This window comes from Myxococcus sp. MxC21-1 (genome assembly GCF_032612255.1).
GTDB classification, from domain to species: domain Bacteria; phylum Myxococcota; class Myxococcia; order Myxococcales; family Myxococcaceae; genus Myxococcus; species Myxococcus virescens.
Map to the genome: position 1 here is coordinate 6,967,475 of NZ_CP123278.1, position 19,944 is coordinate 6,987,418.

Sequence of the window (19,944 nt, forward strand, 5' to 3'; positions counted from 1 at the left end):
AGTTAGAGCCTCCATCTCTGAAAGAGCGATTTGAAGTTGAGCGCGGATTTCCGTGGCGATCACCTCTGGCTCCAGCAGGTCGCCCGCGTTGCATGCCCCCTCATTCTTAATCCAGAGCACATCCAAGTTGTCGCCCCTGGCCCTTAGTACTACCCGGTCACATGCGTGACGGCCCCCGAGGAGGTGCACGGGCGTTGATGTGACGCAGGCACAGAGGGCAGTGGCCGATGCGGCGCAGCAGCAGGTGCTGAAGGCGGCGGCGCACCTCGGGCAGTGTCCAGCGTGTTCTCCTCCGGGGGGGAAAGCGCCCGGCGGAGCGCGAGGAATCCGTGGGCTACCATGCAGAGGGTGGCATGGTGGTGGAAGCCTCGCCACCCTCGCCCCTCGAAGTGGTCAAGCCCCACCTCGCCTTTGAGTTCCTGGTAGTCGCGCTCCACTCTCCAGCGCAGCTTGGACAAGCGCACCAACTCCGTAAGCGACGTGTTCGCGGGCAGCGAGCAGAGCGAGTACTTCGTTGGAGCCTTCTCCTCCTGGGGCCACTCGATGAGCAGCCATACCTCTTCACTCGGCGCAGCTCGCTGGACGTGCCGCTCCGCCGTCCGCACGCGCACTGCGGCGAACCGGGAGGACTGCTCGCCCCGACTGCCCTCGCGCCAAGAGACTGTCTGGAATTCCTCCTTCGGAAGCTGAAGCGCCAACTCCTCGATGGCCCAGGGCTGCACGCCCTCGGCCACGTAGCGCGTGCGCGGGCGCCCGTTCTGCCCCGGCTCCCTCTCGGGCTTGCGCGGCTTGGCGCCGGGCGGCCACACCTTGCGCGTGCCCTGCACGCCCATGAGGTAGTGCAGGCCGCGCTCTCGCACGCCGTCGCGGAACTCCCGTGCATCGCCATACCCGGCATCGGCCAGCACGAGGTGTCGGCGTACGCCCCACGCCAAGGCGTCATCCAATTGGCGCAGCGCTATCTGCCACTTCTTCTGAAACTTCACTCCAGCCGGGACGCCCGCGGCCTTGCAGCGCTTCCTGCTGCGCGTCCACTCCTCAGGCAGGTACAACTGCATGGCGATGCAGCCGCTGCCCTTCTCTCCAGCAACATGCAGGCTGACGGCCACCTGGCAGTTCTCCGTCCGCCCCAGGGTGCCCGAGTACTGGCGCGCCACACCCACCGAATGCACGCCCTTCTTCGGCAAGCCCGTGTCGTCAATGACGAGGGCCTCCAAGCCCGGTAGCTCGCGCTCAAGCTTCCGCGCCAGACGTCGTCGCATTTCGGAGTCCTCCCAAGCCGCGCCGGACACGCACTGCTGAAGCCGCTGGCGCATGGCTTCTGTCTGCTCGGGGGCTGCGACGAGCCGGGCCGCCATGGGCTCGATGCTCTTGCGTTCTCCGTCGAGCAGCAGTCCCGTGAGGTAGCCGCCGAGGGCGCGACGTCTCTCGGTCCGGCCCATTCCCTCCGTCATCGAGTCCAGGAACTCGCTCAGCTCCCGGTCAAGCTTGTGTAACTGGGTGGGCATCATGCTCCGTCAACACGGGGCGTCCGCACCCGATTCATCTGACCGGGTAGTGTTAGCTCTTCGCGCGTAAACTTCCGGAATCGGCCTTCTGCGCCTTGCTCCTTGCGCCTGCTCTTGCCACGGGAGTCATCGCCGAACGCCTTCTCGAAGTCAGCGAAGTGCTCCCGGAGGAATGGTGTCCGCTTCCCATATGCGGGGGCATTGGTCCGCATGTCGTAGAACCAGACGGATTTTGTGTTGCCCTTGTCTGTCTGACCACGGGTAAAGAACAGCACGTTGGTCTTTACCCCCTGCGCGTAGAAGATGCCCGTCGGCAGCCTAAGGACTGTGTGAAGGTCACACTTGTCCATGAGGTCGGCGCGGATCTCCTGACCGACGTTCTCCTCGAAGAGCACGTTGTCTGGGACGACGATGGCCGCGCGACCGCCGGGTTTCAGGCCTCGGTAGACGTGCTCAAGGAACGCGAGCTGCTTGTTCGAGGTCGGGAACGTGAAATCGTCACGCTCGGGCTTGCCGCCGCCCTTTTTGGTCCCGAACGGCGGGTTCGTGATGATGATGTCCGCCCTCGGCAAGTCGCGCCCGACAGGCGAGAGCGTGTCGCCGAGGATCAGCTCACTCTCCAGGTCGTGCAGAGCCATGTTCATCAGGGCCAGGCGACGGGTCTCCGGAACAAGCTCCACCCCGTAGAACGCCTTCTTCCGCTGGAACTCCTGCCGCTTTGGATCGGCGAGGTCGAAGTAGTTATCGGTCTGAGCGCGGACGTACCGGTCTGCGGCGATGAGGAACCCGCCCGTGCCAGCGGCAGGGTCCTGCACGGTCTCACCGGGCTGCGGCTTCAGCACGGAGACGATCGCGTCCACCAGGGGCCTGGGCGTGAAGTACTGCCCCGCCCCGGACTTCACCTCGGTGGCGTTCTTCTCCAGGAGTCCTTCATAGAGATCCCCCAAGTTCTCCCGATCCACCCCGTACCAATCGAGTGCATCAAGGGCCTTCACGAGCGCGTTCAGATTCTTCGGGTGCCTGAGCGACGTGCTGGCGTTCGCGTAGATGTCCTGGACGCGCGAGCTGCCGTGGGTTCCCAGATGGAGCAACAGCTCCCGGTAGAACCTCAGTTGCTCCATACCCTCTCGGCGGGCAAGGTCATCCCAACGGTATCCCTTGGGGAGCTGCTCCTCCCGCTTCGTCTCCTTCGCCATCTTCAAGAACAGCACGAAGGCCAGCTCGGCCACGTACTGGTGGTAGGTGACTCCGTCTTCGCGAAGGAGCGAGCAGAGGTTCCAGAGCTTCTGTACGAGGTCGTTCGCGTTCGTATTCATCCCGTCGCCTTGTCACCCTGTTGCCAGAGGGCGGCGCTCAAGTCAGCAAGGACCTGTTCAAGCCGGCCCTCGAAGACCTTGTTGATGTGGCCAAAGCCGCCGCTGGCCTCGAACTGACCTCGGTCGAGTGCCGCCTTGTCCATGACGGTCTCGACCTTGAGCTGCTTGGCGATCCGCTCCAGCCACTTCCGTTGCGGCGGCGTCCAGGACTTCGACTCCAGCACCTTGCGGAGGGCACGATCCACACGCTCGGAGTACGGAACCAGCGCTTCTCCCAACGCCCGCTGGCGAATGAAGCCAATGATGGAGGCAGCGATGTCCTGGTTCGTCATGTCTCTCCAGGCTGTCTGGAGCGAGGTCTCGTTGTAGCCCGCGCTGTCGAGCGCGAGCTTGAGCTCCTTGAGCTGCTGCCGCGTCAGCTCGCGAGGGCGCTGGCAGACCACCATCAGCGCCGGCAACACGTTCTGGTTCTCCCGGATGAAGGTCTCGAACTCGTCCAGGTAGTCCTTCGGTCTTACACGGCCAGACCCATAGCCCCGCTCCACGGCCTTCAGGCTGTCCTCATGGCTGCTCACGTAGAGACGCGGCCCTGGGCCCGTCGAGGCGTCGAGGACTTCTCCAATCTGCTGGTGCGCCGAGAACCAGGCGGCCACTTCGGCTGGGGACTTCTCGCGGAGCAGGGTCAACAAGTCGGCGACGGGCATTCCGGCCGCTGCCTCGAAGGAGTCTGCGGACGCCCCCTCCAGGAGGCGGCGCTTGCGCCGCAGCTTCACCACGAGTTGATCGATGACCTGCCGTTGTGAGGACTCCTCCTTGAGACGAAGCACTTCCTCGATGAGCCGAGCGAATGTGAAGGACGGGTTCACGACGACGGGCTTCATCGACGTGAATGGCTCCAGCGCATCGTAAAGCTCCACGGCGTCGAAAATCCGGAACACCTCCTTGCCGATATCGTCGCAGCGGCGAGTGCCACGCCCCAGCATTTGTTCGTACAGGATGCGGCTCTTCACCCTCCGCAGGAACACGAGGTTCACGATGGGCGGCACGTCGATGCCCGTGGTGAGCAAGTCCACGGTGACGGCAATGCTCGGTTGCTTCTCATTCTTGAAGCGGCGGATGAGCTGAAGCGGCTTGTCCGAGCTGCCGGTGATCTTCATTACGGCGTTGTCATCGACGCCGCCGTATTGCGCGTCCAGCGCCTTCTTCAACGCCGCGACCACGATGTCCGCGTGCTGGTCCGTGGCGCAGAAGACCAAGGTCTTTCCGTCAGCGGAAGGCTCAATCTGCCGGGCCAGCTCCTCGCAGACCACCCGGTTGAAGTTCTCTGTGACGACCCGCGTGTTGAACGACTCCACATCGAAGGACAACTCGTCCTTCACGTGAATGAGATCGAGCTGCTGGGTCTCGGTGTTGTAGGCCGGAACCTCTTCCCCCACGGCCCAGTGGATGCCTCCGTCGGAGAGCTCCGTGCTGATGCGGATCGGCGGCTCATGGTCCACGAGCCAGCCATCGATGACGGCTTCCGGGTAGCTATACGTGTACACCGGCGCGCCGAAGATCTGCGTGGTGTGCAGCGCCGGCGTCGCCGTCAGACCAATCTTCACGGCGTCGAAGTAGTCGAGGACGCGACGGTACGTGCTGATGTAGTCATCCTGGCTTCGGAAGCTCAGCTCCGCGTCGCTCATCTCCCGGTCAAGCGTGTAGCCACGATGGCACTCGTCCACGACGATACAGTCGTAGTCGTCCACCGTTGGCCGCTCCGCGTCGTCGCTGTAGAGGAGCCGCTTCACCATCCCCTGGACCGTGGCGAAGTGGAGCTTCGTCTCGGGGTCCGGCCGGACATCCTCCAAGCCCTTCACGTTGAAGATGTCGGTGAAGGTTTGAAGGCCCTCCAGGCGCGCGTGTTTGAAGGCGTTGATGGCCTGCTCGCCGAGCGCACTTCTGTCCACGAGGAAGAGCACCCGGCGGAAGCGCCGCGTCTTCACGAGCCGATAGACGAGCCCGATGAACGTGCGCGTCTTTCCGGTGCCAGTGGCCATGGCAATCAGGCAGTCACGGCGCCCCGTCTCAAGGGCGGCTTCGACGGCATGAATCGCCTTGACCTGATAGTCGCGCAAGCCGAGGTAGTGGCTCGGCTCGGAGCGAAGCGCCGCCTCGGACGACTCCCTGTCCTGTTGGAGGAGTTCACGAAGCCCTGAAGGCGAGTACCAACCGACAAGCGCCCGGGGGTGGTTGGTCGGGCGCCGCGCATCGAGGAAGTGAATGCCACTCTTCGTTTCGAGCTGGCGCAGATACGGCCTGCCGTTCGTCGCGAAGAGGAACGGCACCCGGTACTTGCCCCAAGGGCCCTCGGGCGGTGCCTCGTCCCCCTGGCGCTGGTACCCCTCGCTGTACCGCTTCGCCTGCTGGACAGCGCCTGCAACATCCTTCCCGCGACGTTTGGCTTCGACCACGGCCAGGACCTCAAGACCGTGGAAGAGAACGTAATCCGCGGGTCCGCTCTGGGTTGGCCACTCCGCGATGGCTAGGTTGCGTCCGCGCTGCGGCCGGGCGCCGGCCTTGAACGTGAGGTTCTGGGAGTCAGCCTCCCAGCCCGCCTGACGCAACTGCTCGTCGATGAGCTGCCGCGTGTCGGCCTCGTCCAGGTCCAGGGAGGCACCTGCGGCCTGCGCCTGTTGGACCATGAGATCGAGCTGCCGCGTGGGCGTCGCTTCGGCCTGGACTTGAGCCGCGTCGAGGCGCCCCTTGAGCTTCGCTTCGGCTTCCTCCGCGAGCGCCTGCCAGACCTCGCGATCTTCCGCGTCTCTCCGAGCCCGCTCTTCGGCACCGAGGCGCCGCCTGGACTCTTCAGCGGCGGCGGCCTGGGCGGCTTCCGCCCCCAGTTTGGCCTGGGCTAGCTCAGACCGAAGCCGCTCGAGTTCTTGAGCGAGGGCCTTGGTCTCCAGCGCCGGGTCAGGAGGAGGAATGAACGGCCCAGGGCTGAACCCGCGCTCATCACCGAAACTCCGGTGGAACCAGATGGCCAGTGCGCGGGCGAGCTTCAACCCATGGAGGGCCTGGCTGTGCGTCCCGCGAACTTCGTGGGCGGCGACGTTACCCGTCCGGCGAAGGTCGTGGAGAACCTGACGAACCTCCGCGGTCAACGCACCGCGCGAGTCGAGGGCTCGGATGAGGTCCACCTGGCTCTGATTCGAGGAAGCGAGCAGGCCAAGGTTCGCAGCGGCTCGTTGCGCGAGCACCTCCGCGAATTGCCTGAGCTTCATCAGACACGTGGTGGGGTCCTCGGTGAAGTACCTCTCTGCTTGCGCCCCAAGCGCGACGAGCAGGGGATCATGGGACCGCAAGAACTCGAAGTTCGAGGAGCGCGGCTGGAGAGCGGACACCCCTTGAGTCTAATCCCAACCGAAATTTCTCGAAGTACTCGTTTTGAGACGGGTCACAACTACCCCTCCAGCCCCATTACCCTCACAGCGGCATGCGGCCTCATCGCCCACCTTCGCGGCCATTTCTCCGCGCGATGCGGCCGGAGGGGTCGCTCACTGCGGTGGCTCCCTCGCGTAGCTCATCCGTGCTCGGCAACAGCAACCTGCAATCGGTGGTGTCGCAGGTGTCCGCCGTGGTGGGGCGCGCCGAGGCGCCGCCCGTGCCGAAGCCACTCGTGGTGGAGGTGCCCAAGCCGCCCGCTCGAAAGCCCCCGGCCGTGTCGGGCGTCAAGCTGCTGGCCACCACCATGCTGGCGGCGACGGAGGGGCGTGCCGAGGCACCGCCCGTGGAACCGGCGCCGCCTGGAGCTGGTGGCGGCACCTGAGTACGGCGGGGGCGCGGCGTCAGTCGTGCCCCCCGTTGTCATTACGGCTCGTCGAGTGCGTCGAGCTGAATCTGGGCTTGTTCGCGGTAGAGCGGCACGACCTCGACATCCAGCAGTGCCAGCAAAGGCGCGCGTGCGGCGTCACGGTCGCCAGCCTCTTCGTGCTTCCTTGCTTCAATGAGCGCACGCGACAGGCGTCGCGAGCCGACACGGATGCGCTTCGCAATCTCCTTGAGCAACGCAGCGGCGCTCACGTCGCCTTGCAGTGCGCTGGCTGCTTCTTCGGGCGCTATGGCCACCTCGGCTGCTGTGTCCCGTAGCAACGCGCGGGTTTCGTCCGTGAGAGCGAGTGGCTCCCCTAAGTCGGTAACCCGGTGATTCAGCTCCCAGATTTGGTTCCAAAATTCATATTCCGGCATGTGGGGGCCCTATCTGCGCTTGCGGCATTCGTGGAATGGCCACTGCTTCTGTCCTTCACACAGTCGAAAACACGCGTAGCAGTCGCCCTGCCAACGCGGCTTCTTCTCGTCTCGGCAGGCGACGTAGGTGTTGATGCAGTGCTCCTTCCATCCGTCGTCGGCGTCCTCGTCCTCTTCCTCTTTCTCGTTCGCGCGCTTCATGGCGGCATCCATGGTCCCCACGTAAGCGGCGGCCTCGGCTGCCGTGAGGCCGCACGCATCGGGCACGCCCGGGTTGCGCTGGATGCAGCACGAGACGGTGTCAGTGCAGGACGCCAGCGCGTAGGCGTCGCGACGGCCCATGTCGCGGCGACCAACGGTGCCAGTGGCGCTGCTGGAGCAGCCCAGCGACATGGCGGCCAAGAGGCACATCAGGCCAAGTGCGGCGTTCTGATTTCGCATGGTGCGCGGCCTGATCATGGCTCCGCTTCATGCGTCTATCACCCCGGATGGGTAGTCGGCAGGGGAAGACCAGCCCCACGCTTTCTACGTAGTGCCTGTCTGGCACGCTGCCCGCGATGCGTCACCCCAGGGCGGTATTGACTGCTCTCGGAACGTGGTAGAGGCGGTCTGAGCTGGTACGGCACGACGGTCCTCCAGCACATGAAGCCCGATACGCAGAAGACCGTCAGAAGCCACCTTGCCCTGGCGGTGGATGCGCTGCCGTCTCGCCCGGTCGGGGGTGACATTGCGGAGTGGCTGTCTGGACGCGTGGCACGCGGTGAGGTGATGCCCTCGACTGCCAATCAGGTCCGCAAGCACCTGTTCCGCATCTACACCCCACGTCATGGTGTTGATGCGGCACAAGAACCTGAGCAGCACGGAGCTGAACGTGGGAAGCATTCGGGGCCGCGTGATGCCGGGCGCGGCGCTGGCGAAGGTCCGCGAGCTTGCGAAAGAGCGCGAGCGCGAGGCAGCGGAGCGGCTGTCCCGTGGCGTTACCAAGCCAGAAGCGGGTAACACCACGACAGGCACGTTTGGGCAGCAAAACCGCGTAGTTGAAGGGAGTCGTGAACCCAAAAGAAAATGCCGGGCGCACAGGCCGCTTGTGTCGCAAGCGAACGGTGATTGAGTTGCGCCCGTGACAGCTTCCACCGAGACACAAAGGGCCATCAAAGCAGTCTGGAGAATCGAGTCCGCCCGCCTCATCGCCGGCCTCGCGCGAATGGTGCGCGACGTGGGCCGCGCGGAGGAACTCGCACAGGACGCGCTCGTCACCGCGCTCGAAAAATGGCCGGAGACAGGCGTCCCGGACAACCCGGGCGCGTGGCTCATGGCCGCCGCCAAGCGCCGCGCCATCGACGAACTGCGCAGGGGCAAGCTCCTCGAGCGCAAGCACGAGGAACTCGGTCACGAACTGGAGTCGCTACAAGGTACCGCCGTGCCGGACCTGGACGCCGCGCTCGACGACGTCGTGGGCGATGACCTGTTGCGATTGATGTTCGTCTCCTGCCACCCGGTGCTCTCCAAGGAGACACGGGTGGCGCTCACGCTCCGGCTGCTCGGAGGCCTGACGACCGAGGAGATTGCCCGCGCCTTCCTCGTCCCCGTCCCCACCGTGGCCCAGCGCATCGTCCGGGCCAAGCGCACGCTCGCGGAGGCGCGCGTCCCCTTCGAAGTCCCTGATAGCGAGGAGCTGGCCGCCCGCCTGTCGACCGTTCTCGAGGTCATCTACCTCGTCTTCAATGAAGGCTACGCAGCGACGGCCGGCGATGACTGGATGCGCCCCGCGCTCTGCGAGGATGCCCTGCGCCTCGGCCGAATCCTGGCGGGGCTCGCGCCGAAGGAGCCGGAGGTCCATGGCCTCGTCGCCTTGATGGAGATTCAGTCGTCCCGCTCACGAGCGCGCGTCGGGCCGAAGGGCGAGCCCGTCCTCCTGTTGGAACAGAACCGGGCCCTCTGGGATCAGCTCCTCATTCGCCGGGGCCTCGCAGCGCTCGAACGCGCCGAGGCGCTGGGAGGCGCTCAAGGCCCCTATGCGCTCCAGGCCGCCATCGCCGCCTGCCACGCCCGCGCGCGCGCGGCCGAGGCCACGGACTGGGCACGCATCGCAGCGCTCTACGATACCCTGGCCCAGGTCGTCCCCTCTCCTGTCGTGGAGCTCAATCGAGCGGTCGCCCATTCCATGGCTTTCGGCCCGGAGGCAGGGCTGGCCCTCGTGGACGCGTTGACCTCGGAGCCCTCACTCCAGGGCTATCACCTGCTGCCCAGCGTCCGCGGAGACCTGCTCGGCAAGCTGGGCCGGCTCGACGAGGCCCGCGCGGAGTTCGAGCAGGCCGCCGCCCTCACGGCGAACGCGCGAGAACGCGCGCTGCTCCTCGAACGGGCCTCCGCCTGCGCGCGCGGAAGCGGACGTTCCTGAGCCCGGTGGACGCCCCGGAGTGGACCGCCCCTGCCCGGCTGTTGTAAGCGCAAGGTGCCGGAGCGGCCCGGGTGAACGCCGGTCACCGCAGTCATGGGTGGCGGGAGGAAAGTCCGAGCTCCAGAGGGCAGGGTGCTGGCTAACGGCCAGTCGAGGCGACTCGCAGGAAAGTGCCACAGAAAACAGACCGCCCGTTCCGAAAGGGGCGGGTAAGGGTGAAACGGTGCGGTAAGAGCGCACCGCGTCCGGGGTGACTCGGACGGCTCGGTAAACCCCACCTGGAGCAAGAGCCAATAGGAGCGCGTCCTCGCCGTACGGAGGACAGGGATGGCCCGTCCCATGCGTTCGGGTTGCTCGCTGATGAGGCCCCTGGGCAACCAGGGCCCTAGATGAATGTTCACCGCCCATCCCGAAAGGGGTGGGAACAGAACTCGGCTTACACGGCCGCTCCGGCGTTTTTCCCCTGAAGTCAGCGCGTGGAACCCCCTCCTCGGCGTGGGAACTGCGGTTCTCCACGATGGAGGGGCTTTGCTTCACGGACCTAGTGTCTCCGGCATGCAAATGCAAACCGGTAGGCACTGGCAACGAAGCGTCCTGGCGGCAGTCACAGCCCTGGTCCTGTCCGCCTGCAACATGGGCGACGCGCACGAGGAGTCCCTGGAACTGGGCAGCAGCGAAGCGGAGCTCTCCTGTCAGGTGAGCCAGCAGTGTGCGGATGGCACGTCCATCACCTGCGGCTCCGCGAGCGGTATCTGTGCCTCCGGCGCGGACAACGGCGGCTGGGTGGAGTGCAACGGGAGCAGGACCTACTGTCCGACGACGACGCCGTGTACCTGCGAGAGCACGCAGCGCACATCCCAGGGCTATGCCTCCGGCTTCAACTGCCCGGCCGCATGGTCCCTGGCGGAGGAAAACGCCTTGGTCCTCGCCGAACAGGCGTGTCCACGGGGGCTCTGCAACGTCGTCACGACGCAGGGCACCTGCACCCGCGTCAACACCACCACGATGAGGGCCGGGTTCACCGCAACCTACTCCTGCATGGGGCCCCCGAACTGCCAGTAGCCAGCAGCGCCCAGGTGCCCGCGCAGGCGCGACTCAACGCACCACGGGCACCTGGCCCAGCAGGATGCGGTCCTTGCCGTCGTTGCGCACGGCGTTCGGGTTGAGGATGCGCAGCCGGGAGTCCGTGCGCGGCTCCCAGAACCCCAGCCAGATGTTCAGCGCGCGGGCCGTCGAGCCGGGCGGCACGTAGATGGGGAACTCGTCCTTCACCGTCTCACCGGGCTTCCACTGCGACGTGGGCAGCATGCCGCCCGCGGGCTTGTGGTCCACGTTGATGCGCTCGGCGCGGCCGTCCGCGTCCTCCACGTGGACGAAGATGAGGTAGTCGTCGTCCATGGGCTGGAGCACCTTGAAGTAGAGCGCCACCTTCGCCTGGTCTCCGGGCGTCAGCCGGCCGGGCTCCACCGTGGCCCCCACCAGCTCAACCTTGCCGCCCAGGTTGGCGCCGCTCTTCACGGACAGGGGGGGCACCTGGGTGACGGTGGCCGCACGCCGCTCCTGCGCGCTCGCGCCGCCGGGCGCCTCCACGATGCAGGCGCTGCCGAGCAGCAGGAGCGACGGGAGCAGGACACAAGAGGGCTTGAGACGCATCACGACCGGGTTCTACCCGGCCACGGGCGCTGCATCCACCGGCGCGTTGGTGTATGCGAACCCGCGCACATGAAGACGCCCAACGCCCTCGACGCCCTGACCGCGCAGGTGCCGCCCGCCCCCTCTCCCGCCCCCACCCCGGGCGGCGGTTCCACGCAGCCGGGCACCGGCACGCCCCCTCGGACAGCTTCCCCGCGGGCGACGTCGTGGGCATTGGCGCCGCCGCCCTCTTCGTCCTGCTGATGGTGCTGGCCGCCCGGAAGCTGTTCTTCCGCAAGCGCCCCGAGGAGAAGAAGCCCCCACCGTCCCCCCTGCGGCCGAAAAGCCCGCCCTCCCCGCCGAGCAGCCTCGCCTGCGCGTGGAGCTGCCCCCTCCGAAGCGGAGGCCGCCCGGCTCCGCGAGGCCGAGGCCGCCCACGACCGCGCCGAGGCCCTGGCCCGCCAGCGCACCGAGGCCGCCCAGGCCGCCCGCACCGCCACGGACGCCGCCGAGCGCGCCCGGCTGGAGGCGGAGGCCCGCACCCTCAAGGAGCGCGAAGAGGAGGAGAAGCGCGCCGAATACCGCGCCAAGAAAGCCGCGGACGACGAGGCCCGGGAGCGCCGCAAGCGCGAGCAGGTTGAAGCCCAGCGCCTGATGGAGGAGGAGCGCGCCCGCGAGGCCGCCGCCGCCGAGGAAGCCCGCCGCGCCGAAGAAGCCGCCGCGCGCGCCAAGGTGGAGGCCGAGGCCGGCCGCACCCTGGCCCAGGGCCTGGACAAGACCCGGAACCAGGGCTTCATGGCCCGGCTCAACGGCCTGTTCGGCCAGCAGCGCCAGGTGGACGAGTCCGTCCTGGCGGAGCTGGAGGAAATCCTCTTCACCGCCGACATCGGCGTGCGCACCGCCAACCACTTGGTGGAGGTGGCCCGCGAGAAGCTCAAGCGCAACGAGCTGAAGGACCCCGAGCGCATCAAGGGCCTCATCCGCGACGAGGTCGCCCGCATCTGCGACTTGCCCGTGCCACGCTCCCTGGAAGGCGGCGGCCCGCCGCACGTCGTCATGGTGGTGGGCGTCAACGGCGCCGGGAAGACGACGACCATCGGCAAGCTGGCCGCGAAGCTCACCAGCGAGGGCAAGAAGGTCGTGCTGGCCGCGGGTGACACCTTCCGCGCCGCCGCCACCGAGCAGCTCGACGTGTGGGCCGAGCGCGCCCAGGCCCAGTTGGTGAAGGGCGCCGAGGGCGGAGACCCCAGCGCCGTCATCTTCGAGGCCGTCAAGAAGGCGAAGGAGGAAGGCGCGGACGTCCTCATCGCGGACACCGCCGGCCGGCTCCACACCAAGGCTCCGCTGATGGAGGAGCTGAAGAAGGTGAAGCGCGTCATGGACAAGGCCCTGCCCGGCGCGCCACACGAGGTGCTGCTGGTGCTGGACTCCACCAACGGCCAGAACGCGATTCAGCAGGCCAAGCAGTTCCACGAGGCCGTGGGCGTCAGCGCCATCGCCCTGACGAAGCTGGACGGCACCGCGAAGGGCGGCGTCGTCATCGGCATCTGCGACGAGCTGAAGCTCCCCGTCGTCTGGGTGGGCGTGGGCGAGAAAGTGGCCGACCTGCGTCGCTTCGAACCGCGCGAGTTCGTCCGCGCCCTCTTCGACTGAGGGCCCGCGTCACTCCCCCATCAGCCCGGGGATGAGCTGCTCCAGCAGCTCCTTCGACTGGGCGTCTATCTCCTGGAAGGCCTCGAAGCCCTGCATGCCCTGGAGCGCCTCCAGGTCCATGCCGGGCAGCGACTGCAGGGCCTCCAGCCCTTCCAGTCCCTCGAAGCCCCCCAGCAGCGACTCCAGACGGGGCTTGCCCAAATCCTCGTCGCCCTTCGCCTCCCGCCACCAGCGCGTGCGCAGCCGCTCCAGCGCGCTCGCGTTGGCGGGGCTCGCCTTCGCCAGCTCCTTCGTGAAGCAGTCCTTGCACGTCCACTTGAAGCGGTACGTGTCCACGTAGGCGCGCAGGGCCTTGAGGAAGGCGGCGTCTCCCACCAGCTTCCGCGAGGCGTGGTGCAGCAGGGGCGCCTTGCCGTAGACGAGCGCGCCGTACTCCATCTCATCCGCGAAGTGGCCCGTGGGCCGGTCCGCGCGGCCGTCCTTCCCACCCGTCATCCGGTACAGGTGGTACTGCCCCACCAGCGTCTCCTGGCGCACCGACTCCGCCACCTTCTTGCCGTGCTTCCATTCGAGGTAGAGGAGCGCGGCGTACTGGGCCAGCGACTCGTCCACCACCGGCTCCAGGATGGGGTCCGAGCCCACGAGCCCCGCGAAGTACTGGTGCGCCACCTCGTGCGCCACGGTGAACTCCAGCGTGCGCTCCATGGCGCCGTTGAGCTGCCCCAGCACCCCGCCCCCGCCCCCGCTCTGCCCCAGCATGCCCAGCATCGCCTCCAGGTCCTCCATGCCCGGCATGCCGCCGCCCAGCATCTCGGAGGCCCCCGCCGCGCCGCGGTACAGCTGCGTCGCGATGGTGATCAGCCCCGGGAACTCCATGCCGCCCGCGCCTCCCGACAGCGGCGCCTGCACCACGCGGAAGTGCGTGTACGGCAGCGGCCCCAGACGGCGCTCGAACTCCGCCAGCATCGACGTGGCGTACTTCAACACGCGCTCGCCCGCGGCCTGGTCCGCCGCGGCGTAGTGGCTCTCCACCGTGACGCCATTCACCGTGGCGGTAGTGCTGGCGTAGCCTCGCGACACGAAGAGGGGAAAGTCGCGCACCGCCGCGGCGGCGAAGGCGTAGCGCACCCGCCCATCCCGCTCCGGGACCTCGCCCATGGGCACGCCGGTGGCGTGCACCGCCCAGCCCGTGGGCACGGTGACGGTGGCCAGCACGTGCGCCGGCTCGTAGAGCCCCAGGTCGCCAATCCCCTGCGGCCCATCCCAGGGCTGGCCGTTCTCGCCCACCGGCGGAACCTGGGGCACCACGCCCACCAGACTGATGAAATCCGCCGTGGCGGAGAAGGCCCCGTGGTCGCCGCCCGAAGGACGCCCGCCACCACCGCCCATCAAACCGCCAAGGAGTCCTCCCGCACCGCCGCCCGAGGGCGCGGCGGCGCGCGGCACCAGGCCCTCCACGGCGACGTCCAGGACCGCGGCGGCGCCCGGCGGCACGGGCTCGGACTCCAGGGACAGGCGGTACAGCGTGGGCTCCGGCCGCTCCAGCTTGACGGGTCGGCCTCCCAGCTTCGCGTCCGACAGCGTCACCCGGCGGCCCTGCGCGTTGGGCGTCAGCCGCAGGTACAGCTCTGTGAGCGGATGCTTCCGGGCCAGCACCTCCACCTGCACCCGGCCCTTCACCCCACGGGTCTCCGGGTCCACCTCCAACTGCACCCGGTAGAGCGGCAGTTCCTCCAGGGGCCCCAGCGCCTTCGCGGCCCGCTCACGCTCGGCGGGCTTCAGGTGCTGGAGGCACAGCTGCACCTCGGGAGAAACCAGGGGTTCCGCGGGCGCACTGCCCCACGCCGGCGTCCCGGAGAGCGCACACCACAGCAGGCACCCATGGAGGAAGGTCCGCATCCGGCCATGCTAATTGACCCGGGGCACCCCTGCTCATCTACCCTGGACCTCCCATGCATTCTCGAACGCTCGTCATGGCCGCCACCCTGGGGCTGATGGCCTGTGCGCGGCAGGTGCCCGCCTCGGCCACGCCCACCTCCACCTCGACCGAGCCCCGCGCCGTTCGGCTCCTGCTGGACACGCCCGCCCGAGAGACCCACACGCTGACCAAGCTGCGCGAAGACATCGAGGTGGACGCCACCGAAGGCGAGCGCACGCCGCGCGTCGTCGCCACTGGCCAGACGCCCACGCTGAGCCTCGACGGACACCGGGCGCGCCTCTACGGCGACGCGAAGGGCACGCTCGGCATCGCCGTGGACAACTTCCTGCTGCTGGAGGTGCTGGACGCCAGTGGACAGGTGACTCGGCGCGCCACCGTGGGCTTCACCGAGGCGGTCCACATGGGCCGGGAGCAGGTGGACAGCGTGGGCCGCCGCGCCTTCAACTTCGAGGCGGGCGAAGTGGACATCACCCACCTGCTGCCCGACTCCGCCCCTTCCAGGTCCGCGCGACCGCGCTGGACACCTGGGGCGTGGGACGGGTGAGCGACGTATACCTGCTGCTCGCCCCGGGCAGCCGCGCCGACAACGACGACCTGCGCGACCAGTAGCCCCCGTGGCGCCGTCCCGCCCACGTCGAGGGCGGGACGATTCGCGACCGCATCAGAAGCGGATCGCGCCGGCGGGAGGAGGAGCCTGAAGCCGCGCACCGCCACCGCGCACCGAGCGGATGCCACCCAGCACGGCGTCACATTTGGCGGGATGGCACACCGCATCGGAGCTCAGCGGGCTGGCGCCACCCTGCGTCGCCATCACCGCGCCCACCGTGCCGGCGGCGACCACCGCGCCAATGCCGGCCCACACGTACCAGCGGCCGTACCACGGCTTGGAGCCCTCCACCTCGGGCGTCTCCGGGTCCCCAGCGAACGACAGGCCCGGGGCCGTGTCGTCGTCGGGGTCCAGCTTCGAGGACGGCTCCAACACCGGGCTCTTCGGCACGTCGGCGGTGGCCACGGACGTGTCCAGCAGGGGCCGCAGGTTGCCCGTCACCTCGTACGTCCGGCCCGCGAAGACGGTGATGTTGTGCACGTCCGGCTTGAAGCCCGGGGCCCGGAACTCAATCTCACGCGAGCCCGGGCGCAGCAACACGTTGGCCTGCGGCACGGCGCCCACCTGCTGCCCGTCCACCATCACCACCGCGTCCGCCACGTCCGCCGTCAGCGTGGCGAAGCCCATGGTGGCGTCCATGGACACCAGCACCTCCGCCTGCGTGCCCGACTTCACGTCGATGCGCCGCGTGAAGTCGGCATAACCCTGCCGGCGCACCACCAGGTGGTGCTCGCCCGGGCGGACCTCCACCGGCACGGCGGCCGAGGAGAGGACGCCGAACTCCTTCCCATCCACGAACAGCTTCGCGCCGCGCACGTTGCCCGTCATCCGGACGAGCACCTCCGTCTTCACGGGCGTCAGCGGCGCCAGCAGCAGGTCATCCTCGGCCGCGGGCTTCTTGCTTCCCTTCGCGGGCGCCTTCGCGCGCGCGGGCTTCTTGGCGGGCGCCTTCGCGGGCTTCTTCTTCACCACCTTGGGCTTGCCCGTCTTGGGCTTCGACGGCGAGGTGAGCGGCGCCAGGAAGTCATCCTGCGCGAGCGCGGCCGAAGGGGCGGCCAGGACAGTCACCAGGGCGAAGACGACGATGCGGTGGAGGCTCATGACGAACCGAAGGTTAGAGAGTCATCCGAAGGGAATCAAACAGAGTCCCAGGGCATTGCGGATTGGGAGAATATCCGCGCCCCATGCACCGCGTCCTGCCCACACTGGCCCTCCACCTCAGCGTCCTCTCCCTCACCGCGTGCGCCGCGAAGGCGCCGCCCCGGACGGAGCCCGTGCCGCCGCCTCCACCCGCGGTGAAGATTCCCGCCGGCTGCGAGCAGAACCAGGGAGGCGAGTACCACCACGCGGGGAACCCGGCCTTCCGGTACTACGGCGACGATGATGGCAGCACACTCTCACTCGCCGTCGTTCGCGCACATGACTCGGCAGCGGTGGACGCCCCGGACGCGGGCTCGCCGTCCATCGTCCTGCGGCGCACCCCCGCGGGCTTCGTGGGCGAAACGCGTGCCACCGGCTTCTCCGGCGCGGGGACGCCCTGCCCCGTCACCTTTCCGACAGAGGTGGTGCGGTGCACGGACGCGAGCCTGACGCTGCGCTCGGCGACCAGCACCTCCATCGACGAGGACTGCCGCACGGCGCCGTCGGGCGCCCCCAGCGTGCGGCTGGAGCAGGTGCTGCTGCGGGGCCCGCCGGACGCGGGCACCTCGCCGGACGCCGGCACCTAGAAACGCGAAAGGGGTGAGGCGGCGCGGTGCCAACCTCACCCCCAGCCTTCCCGCAGGAAGGATGCCGCTCAGGCCGCGCGGCGGGGCTGCTCGTCGGCGGCGTCCACCGCGGGAGTGGACTCCACCAGCTTCATCCGGCCGGACAGTCCCTGCAGGAGGCTGGAGCTGCCCACGTACAGGAAGCCCGCCAGGAACAGGACGATGAAGGGCACCGACGTGTAGATGCGCGCGTCGATGGCGAACCACAGCGCGCCGGTGAAGTACGCGGCGAACAGCAGCTCCACCAGCGGCAGCAGCGACTTGCTGCCCCGGTACGCCTTCTTGACGGTGACGGCCTTCTTGCCCTCGGCGCCCGTCTTCGGCGTGCGCGCGAAGCCCGACTGCTGGTTGAGCAGCGCCTCGGCCACCGCCTTGGCGTTGCTGATGGCCATACCGATGCCCAGGCTCATGAGGAAGGGCAGGTACTTCACCCGCTCCCACCCCTTCGCGCCGCGCTCACGCTGCGCCGCCACGTAGAAGAAGCAGACGCTGGCGGTGGCCGTGAGGAAGAAGGGCAGGTCCAGGAACAGCGTGCCGTAGAGGCCGTGCTGGAAGCGCACCACCATGCTGATGGGCATCAGCACCGACAGCAGCACCATCAACAGGTACGCCATGTTGTTGGTGAGGTGGAAGAACGCCTCGCGCTTCACCACCAGCGGCAGGTCGCTCTTGAGAATGGTGGGCAGCAGCTTCTTCGCCGTCTGGATGGAGCCCTTGGCCCAGCGGTGCTGCTGGCTCTTGAAGGCGTTCATGTCCACCGGCACCTCGGCCGGGGAGATGACCTCTGGCAGGAACACGAACTGCCAGCCCTTCAGCTGGGCGCGGTAGCTCAGGTCCAGGTCCTCGGTGAGCGTGTCGTGCTGCCAGCCGCCCGCGTCGGAAATCGTGTCACGGCGCCAGATGCCGGCGGTGCCGTTGAAGTTGAAGAAGCAGCCCGCGCGGTTGCGCGCGGTGTGCTCGATGATGAAGTGCCCGTCCAGGAAGATGCTCTGGGCCTGCGTCAGCAGCGAGAACTCACGGTTCAGGTGGCCCCAGCGCACCTGCACCATGCCCACCTTGTCGTCCGAGAAGAACGGCACGGTGCGCATCAGGAAGTCGGGGCTGGGCACGAAGTCCGCGTCGAACACGGCCACGAACTGGCCCTTCGCCAGCTTCAGGCCGTTCTCCAGCGCCCCCGCCTTGAAGCCCTGGCGGTTGACGCGGTGGATGTAGACGATGTCATGCCCCTTCTGGCGCTGACGCTCCACACACGCCCGGGCGATGCCACACGTCTCATCCGTCGAGTCGTCGAGGACCTGGATTTCGAGCAGGTCGCGCGGATAGTCGATGCGGCACACCGACTCCACCAGGCGCTCCACCACGTACATCTCATTGAAGATGGGGAGCTGGATGGTGACCTTGGGCAGCGACTCCAGCTTGCCCTTTGGCGTCGGCAGCTTGAACTTGTGCCGGTAGTACAGGAACGCCATCCGGTACCTGTGCGAGCCGTAGACTCCCAGCACGCACAAGAGACTGAAATAGACGCCCAGGAAGATGATCTCGACGGTGGTCATCGGTGACGCTCAACCCCTGCCACAGCCCAGAGGGCCTGCGGTCCTTCCGTGCGGGGCGGCCCGGCTGATTCCGTCTCGCGCGGACCGGCGCGAGATGGGTCGTCCAAGCCCCCACATCGTATGTACCCGAAAAGACAAGGTTTTGACCTTCGGGGAGTGATCGGCGCCGGACAATAGGAATGCGTTCAAGGCCGTGTCAAACTATTCCCCGGATTTGAACGTTCCGTTCACGGGGCACTGACACCCTGCGTCACTCCGATGACACCCAGCTTGTGTCCCTGGCGCCGGGGTTGAAACAACGCCAGGGGTTGACCGACCTGCGGGGTCAGCTCACCGCGCGGCGAGGTGCGCCCAGGCCCGGCGGAGTCTCTACGGCGGGGGCCTCCAGGACACCGGCTTCGTCACGGGTGGCCAGCGCCAGGATGCGCTCCGTCAGCGCGGCGAAGTCCAGCCCGGCCCTGGCGGCGATTTTCGGCAGCAGGCTGGTGGGGGTGAAGCCCGGCAGCGTGTTCACCTCCAGCACCACGTCGTTCTCCGTGTCCGAGCACATCAGGTCCACCCGCGCCTGCCCGCGGCAGCCCAGCGCGCGGTAGGCCGCCAGCGCCAGGGCCTCCACGTTGGCCACGCGCGTCGGAGACAGCCGGGGCGGGCAGAAGTACGCGGCCCCGCCCTTGTACTTGGCGTCGAAGTCAAAGCCCTCGCGCGGCGTGGCCACCTCGCAGCTGCCCAGCACCGGCCTCCGACGATGCCCACCGTGACTTCCCGGCCCGCCACGTAGCGCTCCACCAGGGCCTCGCCGCCGAACCGGCTGGCCTGCGCCACCGCGAACGCCAGCGCCTCCGGCTCACGCACCACGGCCAGCCCCACCGACGAGCCGCCGCACGCGGGCTTCACCACGCACGGGAAGCCCAGGTCGCCGTGCAGGGCCAGGGCGCGCCACGCGTCCTCGCGCGCCACCGTGTAGCCGTGGGGCGTGGCCAGGTTGTGCAGGCGGAAGAGCCGCTTCGCGAAGGGCTTGTTCATGGCCAGCGCCGACGCCAGCACGCCCGAGCCCGTGTACGGCAGCTCCAGCAACTCCAGCAGGCCCTGCACCCGGCCGTCCTCGCCCATGCGCCCGTGGAGCGCGACGAAGGCCACGTCCAGTTCGGCCGCGCGCAGTGCGCGGTCCAGGCCCGGCCCCGCGAAGATGCGGGTCACCTGATGGCCCCGGGACTCGAGCGCCGCCACCACGGCCTCTCCCGTCTTGAGCGAAATCTCCCGCTCCTCGCCCCACCCGCCCATCAGCACTCCCACGCGCTTGCCCATGTCGATGTTACCTCCTGGGCGGAGCACAGAGCATGGA

General features: G+C 68.0%; 16 protein-coding genes, 1 other RNA gene and 1 pseudogene. 8 read left to right on the forward strand and 10 right to left on the reverse strand.

The annotated features are described in order from the left end of the window. Positions 1–149: 149 nt before the first annotated feature. Genes QEG98_RS30990 through hsdR form a run of 3 tightly spaced genes read right to left on the reverse strand, consistent with a single transcriptional unit; the run spans position 150 to position 6,207 of the window. The gene (locus QEG98_RS30990; RefSeq protein ID WP_316563859.1) at positions 150–1,511 is read right to left on the reverse strand and encodes an IS701 family transposase; all 1,362 of its coding nucleotides are present in this window, start codon (positions 1,509–1,511) and stop codon (positions 150–152) included. Next, a complete protein-coding gene (locus QEG98_RS30995; RefSeq protein WP_316563860.1) occupies positions 1,508–2,824 on the reverse strand; it encodes an N-6 DNA methylase in 1,317 nt (438 codons plus the stop codon). Before QEG98_RS30995 ends, QEG98_RS30990 begins: the two co-directional genes overlap by 4 nt. Beyond that, positions 2,821–6,207: a type I restriction-modification system endonuclease gene (hsdR, locus tag QEG98_RS31000; RefSeq protein WP_316563861.1), complete on the reverse strand. Its 3,387-nt coding sequence runs from the start codon at positions 6,205–6,207 to the stop codon at positions 2,821–2,823. The genes QEG98_RS30995 and hsdR overlap by 4 nt, the downstream gene beginning before the upstream one ends. Before the next feature lie 161 nt (positions 6,208–6,368). Here hsdR and QEG98_RS31005 point away from each other — a divergent pair, with 161 nt between their 5' ends. After that, positions 6,369–6,632 carry a hypothetical protein gene (locus tag QEG98_RS31005; protein WP_141593669.1) on the forward strand — a complete coding sequence of 88 codons (264 nt, stop codon included), beginning with the start codon at positions 6,369–6,371 and terminating at the stop codon, positions 6,630–6,632. 41 nt (positions 6,633–6,673) lie between these two features. Here the strand turns inward: QEG98_RS31005 and QEG98_RS31010 are convergent, their stop codons facing one another. Both QEG98_RS31010 and QEG98_RS31015 read right to left on the reverse strand, forming a co-directional pair. Further along, positions 6,674–7,051, reverse strand: a complete 378-nt coding sequence (locus QEG98_RS31010; RefSeq protein ID WP_316563862.1) for a DUSAM domain-containing protein — start codon at positions 7,049–7,051, stop codon at positions 6,674–6,676. 9 nt (positions 7,052–7,060) lie between these two features. After that, positions 7,061–7,462, reverse strand: a complete 402-nt coding sequence (locus tag QEG98_RS31015; protein WP_316567992.1) for a hypothetical protein — start codon at positions 7,460–7,462, stop codon at positions 7,061–7,063. A 415-nt stretch (positions 7,463–7,877) separates the two neighbouring features. On the opposite strand from QEG98_RS31015, the gene QEG98_RS31020 reads away from it, so the two are divergent. The 4 genes from QEG98_RS31020 (at position 7,878) to QEG98_RS31035 (ending at position 10,514) form a co-directional block, all read left to right on the forward strand. Next, the gene (locus tag QEG98_RS31020; RefSeq protein WP_316563863.1) at positions 7,878–8,162 is read left to right on the forward strand and encodes a hypothetical protein; all 285 of its coding nucleotides are present in this window, start codon (positions 7,878–7,880) and stop codon (positions 8,160–8,162) included. A gap of 9 nt (positions 8,163–8,171) precedes the next feature. Then, positions 8,172–9,452 carry an RNA polymerase sigma factor gene (locus tag QEG98_RS31025; RefSeq protein ID WP_316563864.1) on the forward strand — a complete coding sequence of 427 codons (1,281 nt, stop codon included), beginning with the start codon at positions 8,172–8,174 and terminating at the stop codon, positions 9,450–9,452. 59 nt (positions 9,453–9,511) lie between these two features. Beyond that, positions 9,512–9,907: RNase P RNA component class A (rnpB, locus tag QEG98_RS31030), an RNA gene on the forward strand. Between the two features lie 178 nt (positions 9,908–10,085). Then, complete coding sequence (locus tag QEG98_RS31035; protein WP_316563865.1) at positions 10,086–10,514, forward strand: hypothetical protein; 429 nt, start codon at positions 10,086–10,088, stop codon at positions 10,512–10,514. A 33-nt stretch (positions 10,515–10,547) separates the two neighbouring features. Here the strand turns inward: QEG98_RS31035 and QEG98_RS31040 are convergent, their stop codons facing one another. Next, positions 10,548–11,105 (reverse strand): hypothetical protein, encoded by a 558-nt coding sequence (locus QEG98_RS31040; protein ID WP_410478088.1) that lies wholly within the window; start codon positions 11,103–11,105, stop codon positions 10,548–10,550. A gap of 633 nt (positions 11,106–11,738) precedes the next feature. On the opposite strand from QEG98_RS31040, the gene ftsY reads away from it, so the two are divergent. Further along, on the forward strand, positions 11,739–12,737 hold the full coding sequence (gene ftsY / locus QEG98_RS31045) for a signal recognition particle-docking protein FtsY (protein ID WP_316563867.1): 999 nt from the start codon (positions 11,739–11,741) through the stop codon (positions 12,735–12,737). 9 nt (positions 12,738–12,746) lie between these two features. On the opposite strand, the gene QEG98_RS31050 is transcribed toward ftsY, so the two are convergent. Further along, positions 12,747–14,636, reverse strand: coding sequence for a M1 family aminopeptidase (locus QEG98_RS31050; RefSeq protein ID WP_316563868.1), 1,890 nt, complete (start codon positions 14,634–14,636; stop codon positions 12,747–12,749). 53 nt (positions 14,637–14,689) lie between these two features. Here QEG98_RS31050 and QEG98_RS31055 point away from each other — a divergent pair, with 53 nt between their 5' ends. Next, a complete protein-coding gene (locus tag QEG98_RS31055; RefSeq protein ID WP_316563869.1) occupies positions 14,690–15,220 on the forward strand; it encodes a hypothetical protein in 531 nt (176 codons plus the stop codon). A gap of 117 nt (positions 15,221–15,337) precedes the next feature. On the opposite strand, the gene QEG98_RS31060 is transcribed toward QEG98_RS31055, so the two are convergent. Next, the gene (locus QEG98_RS31060) at positions 15,338–16,384 is read right to left on the reverse strand and encodes a PEGA domain-containing protein (protein WP_316563870.1); all 1,047 of its coding nucleotides are present in this window, start codon (positions 16,382–16,384) and stop codon (positions 15,338–15,340) included. 83 nt (positions 16,385–16,467) lie between these two features. Here QEG98_RS31060 and QEG98_RS31065 point away from each other — a divergent pair, with 83 nt between their 5' ends. Then, the gene (locus tag QEG98_RS31065; protein ID WP_316563871.1) at positions 16,468–17,010 is read left to right on the forward strand and encodes a hypothetical protein; all 543 of its coding nucleotides are present in this window, start codon (positions 16,468–16,470) and stop codon (positions 17,008–17,010) included. A gap of 68 nt (positions 17,011–17,078) precedes the next feature. Here the strand turns inward: QEG98_RS31065 and QEG98_RS31070 are convergent, their stop codons facing one another. Beyond that, on the reverse strand, positions 17,079–18,602 hold the full coding sequence (locus tag QEG98_RS31070) for a cellulose synthase family protein (RefSeq protein ID WP_090490299.1): 1,524 nt from the start codon (positions 18,600–18,602) through the stop codon (positions 17,079–17,081). A gap of 325 nt (positions 18,603–18,927) precedes the next feature. Further along, positions 18,928–19,907 (reverse strand): annotated as a pseudogene (locus tag QEG98_RS31075) (D-alanine--D-alanine ligase). Positions 19,908–19,944 lie beyond the last annotated feature (37 nt).

What these genes read in the sequence shown, in the direction of transcription:
- QEG98_RS30990 (WP_316563859.1), bottom strand. Translation starts at nt 1,511, where the DNA reads ATGATGCCCACCCAGTTACACAAGCTTGACCGGGAGCTGAGCGAGTTC.
- QEG98_RS30995 (WP_316563860.1), bottom strand. Translation starts at nt 2,824, where the DNA reads ATGAATACGAACGCGAACGACCTCGTACAGAAGCTCTGGAACCTCTGC.
- QEG98_RS31010 (WP_316563862.1), bottom strand. Translation starts at nt 7,051, where the DNA reads ATGCCGGAATATGAATTTTGGAACCAAATCTGGGAGCTGAATCACCGG.
- QEG98_RS31015 (WP_316567992.1), bottom strand. Translation starts at nt 7,462, where the DNA reads ATGTGCCTCTTGGCCGCCATGTCGCTGGGCTGCTCCAGCAGCGCCACT.
- QEG98_RS31020 (WP_316563863.1), top strand. Translation starts at nt 7,878, where the DNA reads ATGGTGTTGATGCGGCACAAGAACCTGAGCAGCACGGAGCTGAACGTG.
- QEG98_RS31035 (WP_316563865.1), top strand. Translation starts at nt 10,086, where the DNA reads ATGGGCGACGCGCACGAGGAGTCCCTGGAACTGGGCAGCAGCGAAGCG.
- QEG98_RS31040 (WP_410478088.1), bottom strand. Translation starts at nt 11,105, where the DNA reads ATGCGTCTCAAGCCCTCTTGTGTCCTGCTCCCGTCGCTCCTGCTGCTC.
- ftsY (WP_316563867.1), top strand. Translation starts at nt 11,739, where the DNA reads ATGGAGGAGGAGCGCGCCCGCGAGGCCGCCGCCGCCGAGGAAGCCCGC.
- QEG98_RS31050 (WP_316563868.1), bottom strand. Translation starts at nt 14,636, where the DNA reads ATGCGGACCTTCCTCCATGGGTGCCTGCTGTGGTGTGCGCTCTCCGGG.
- QEG98_RS31055 (WP_316563869.1), top strand. Translation starts at nt 14,690, where the DNA reads ATGCATTCTCGAACGCTCGTCATGGCCGCCACCCTGGGGCTGATGGCC.
- QEG98_RS31060 (WP_316563870.1), bottom strand. Translation starts at nt 16,384, where the DNA reads ATGAGCCTCCACCGCATCGTCGTCTTCGCCCTGGTGACTGTCCTGGCC.
- QEG98_RS31065 (WP_316563871.1), top strand. Translation starts at nt 16,468, where the DNA reads ATGCACCGCGTCCTGCCCACACTGGCCCTCCACCTCAGCGTCCTCTCC.
- QEG98_RS31070 (WP_090490299.1), bottom strand. Translation starts at nt 18,602, where the DNA reads ATGACCACCGTCGAGATCATCTTCCTGGGCGTCTATTTCAGTCTCTTG.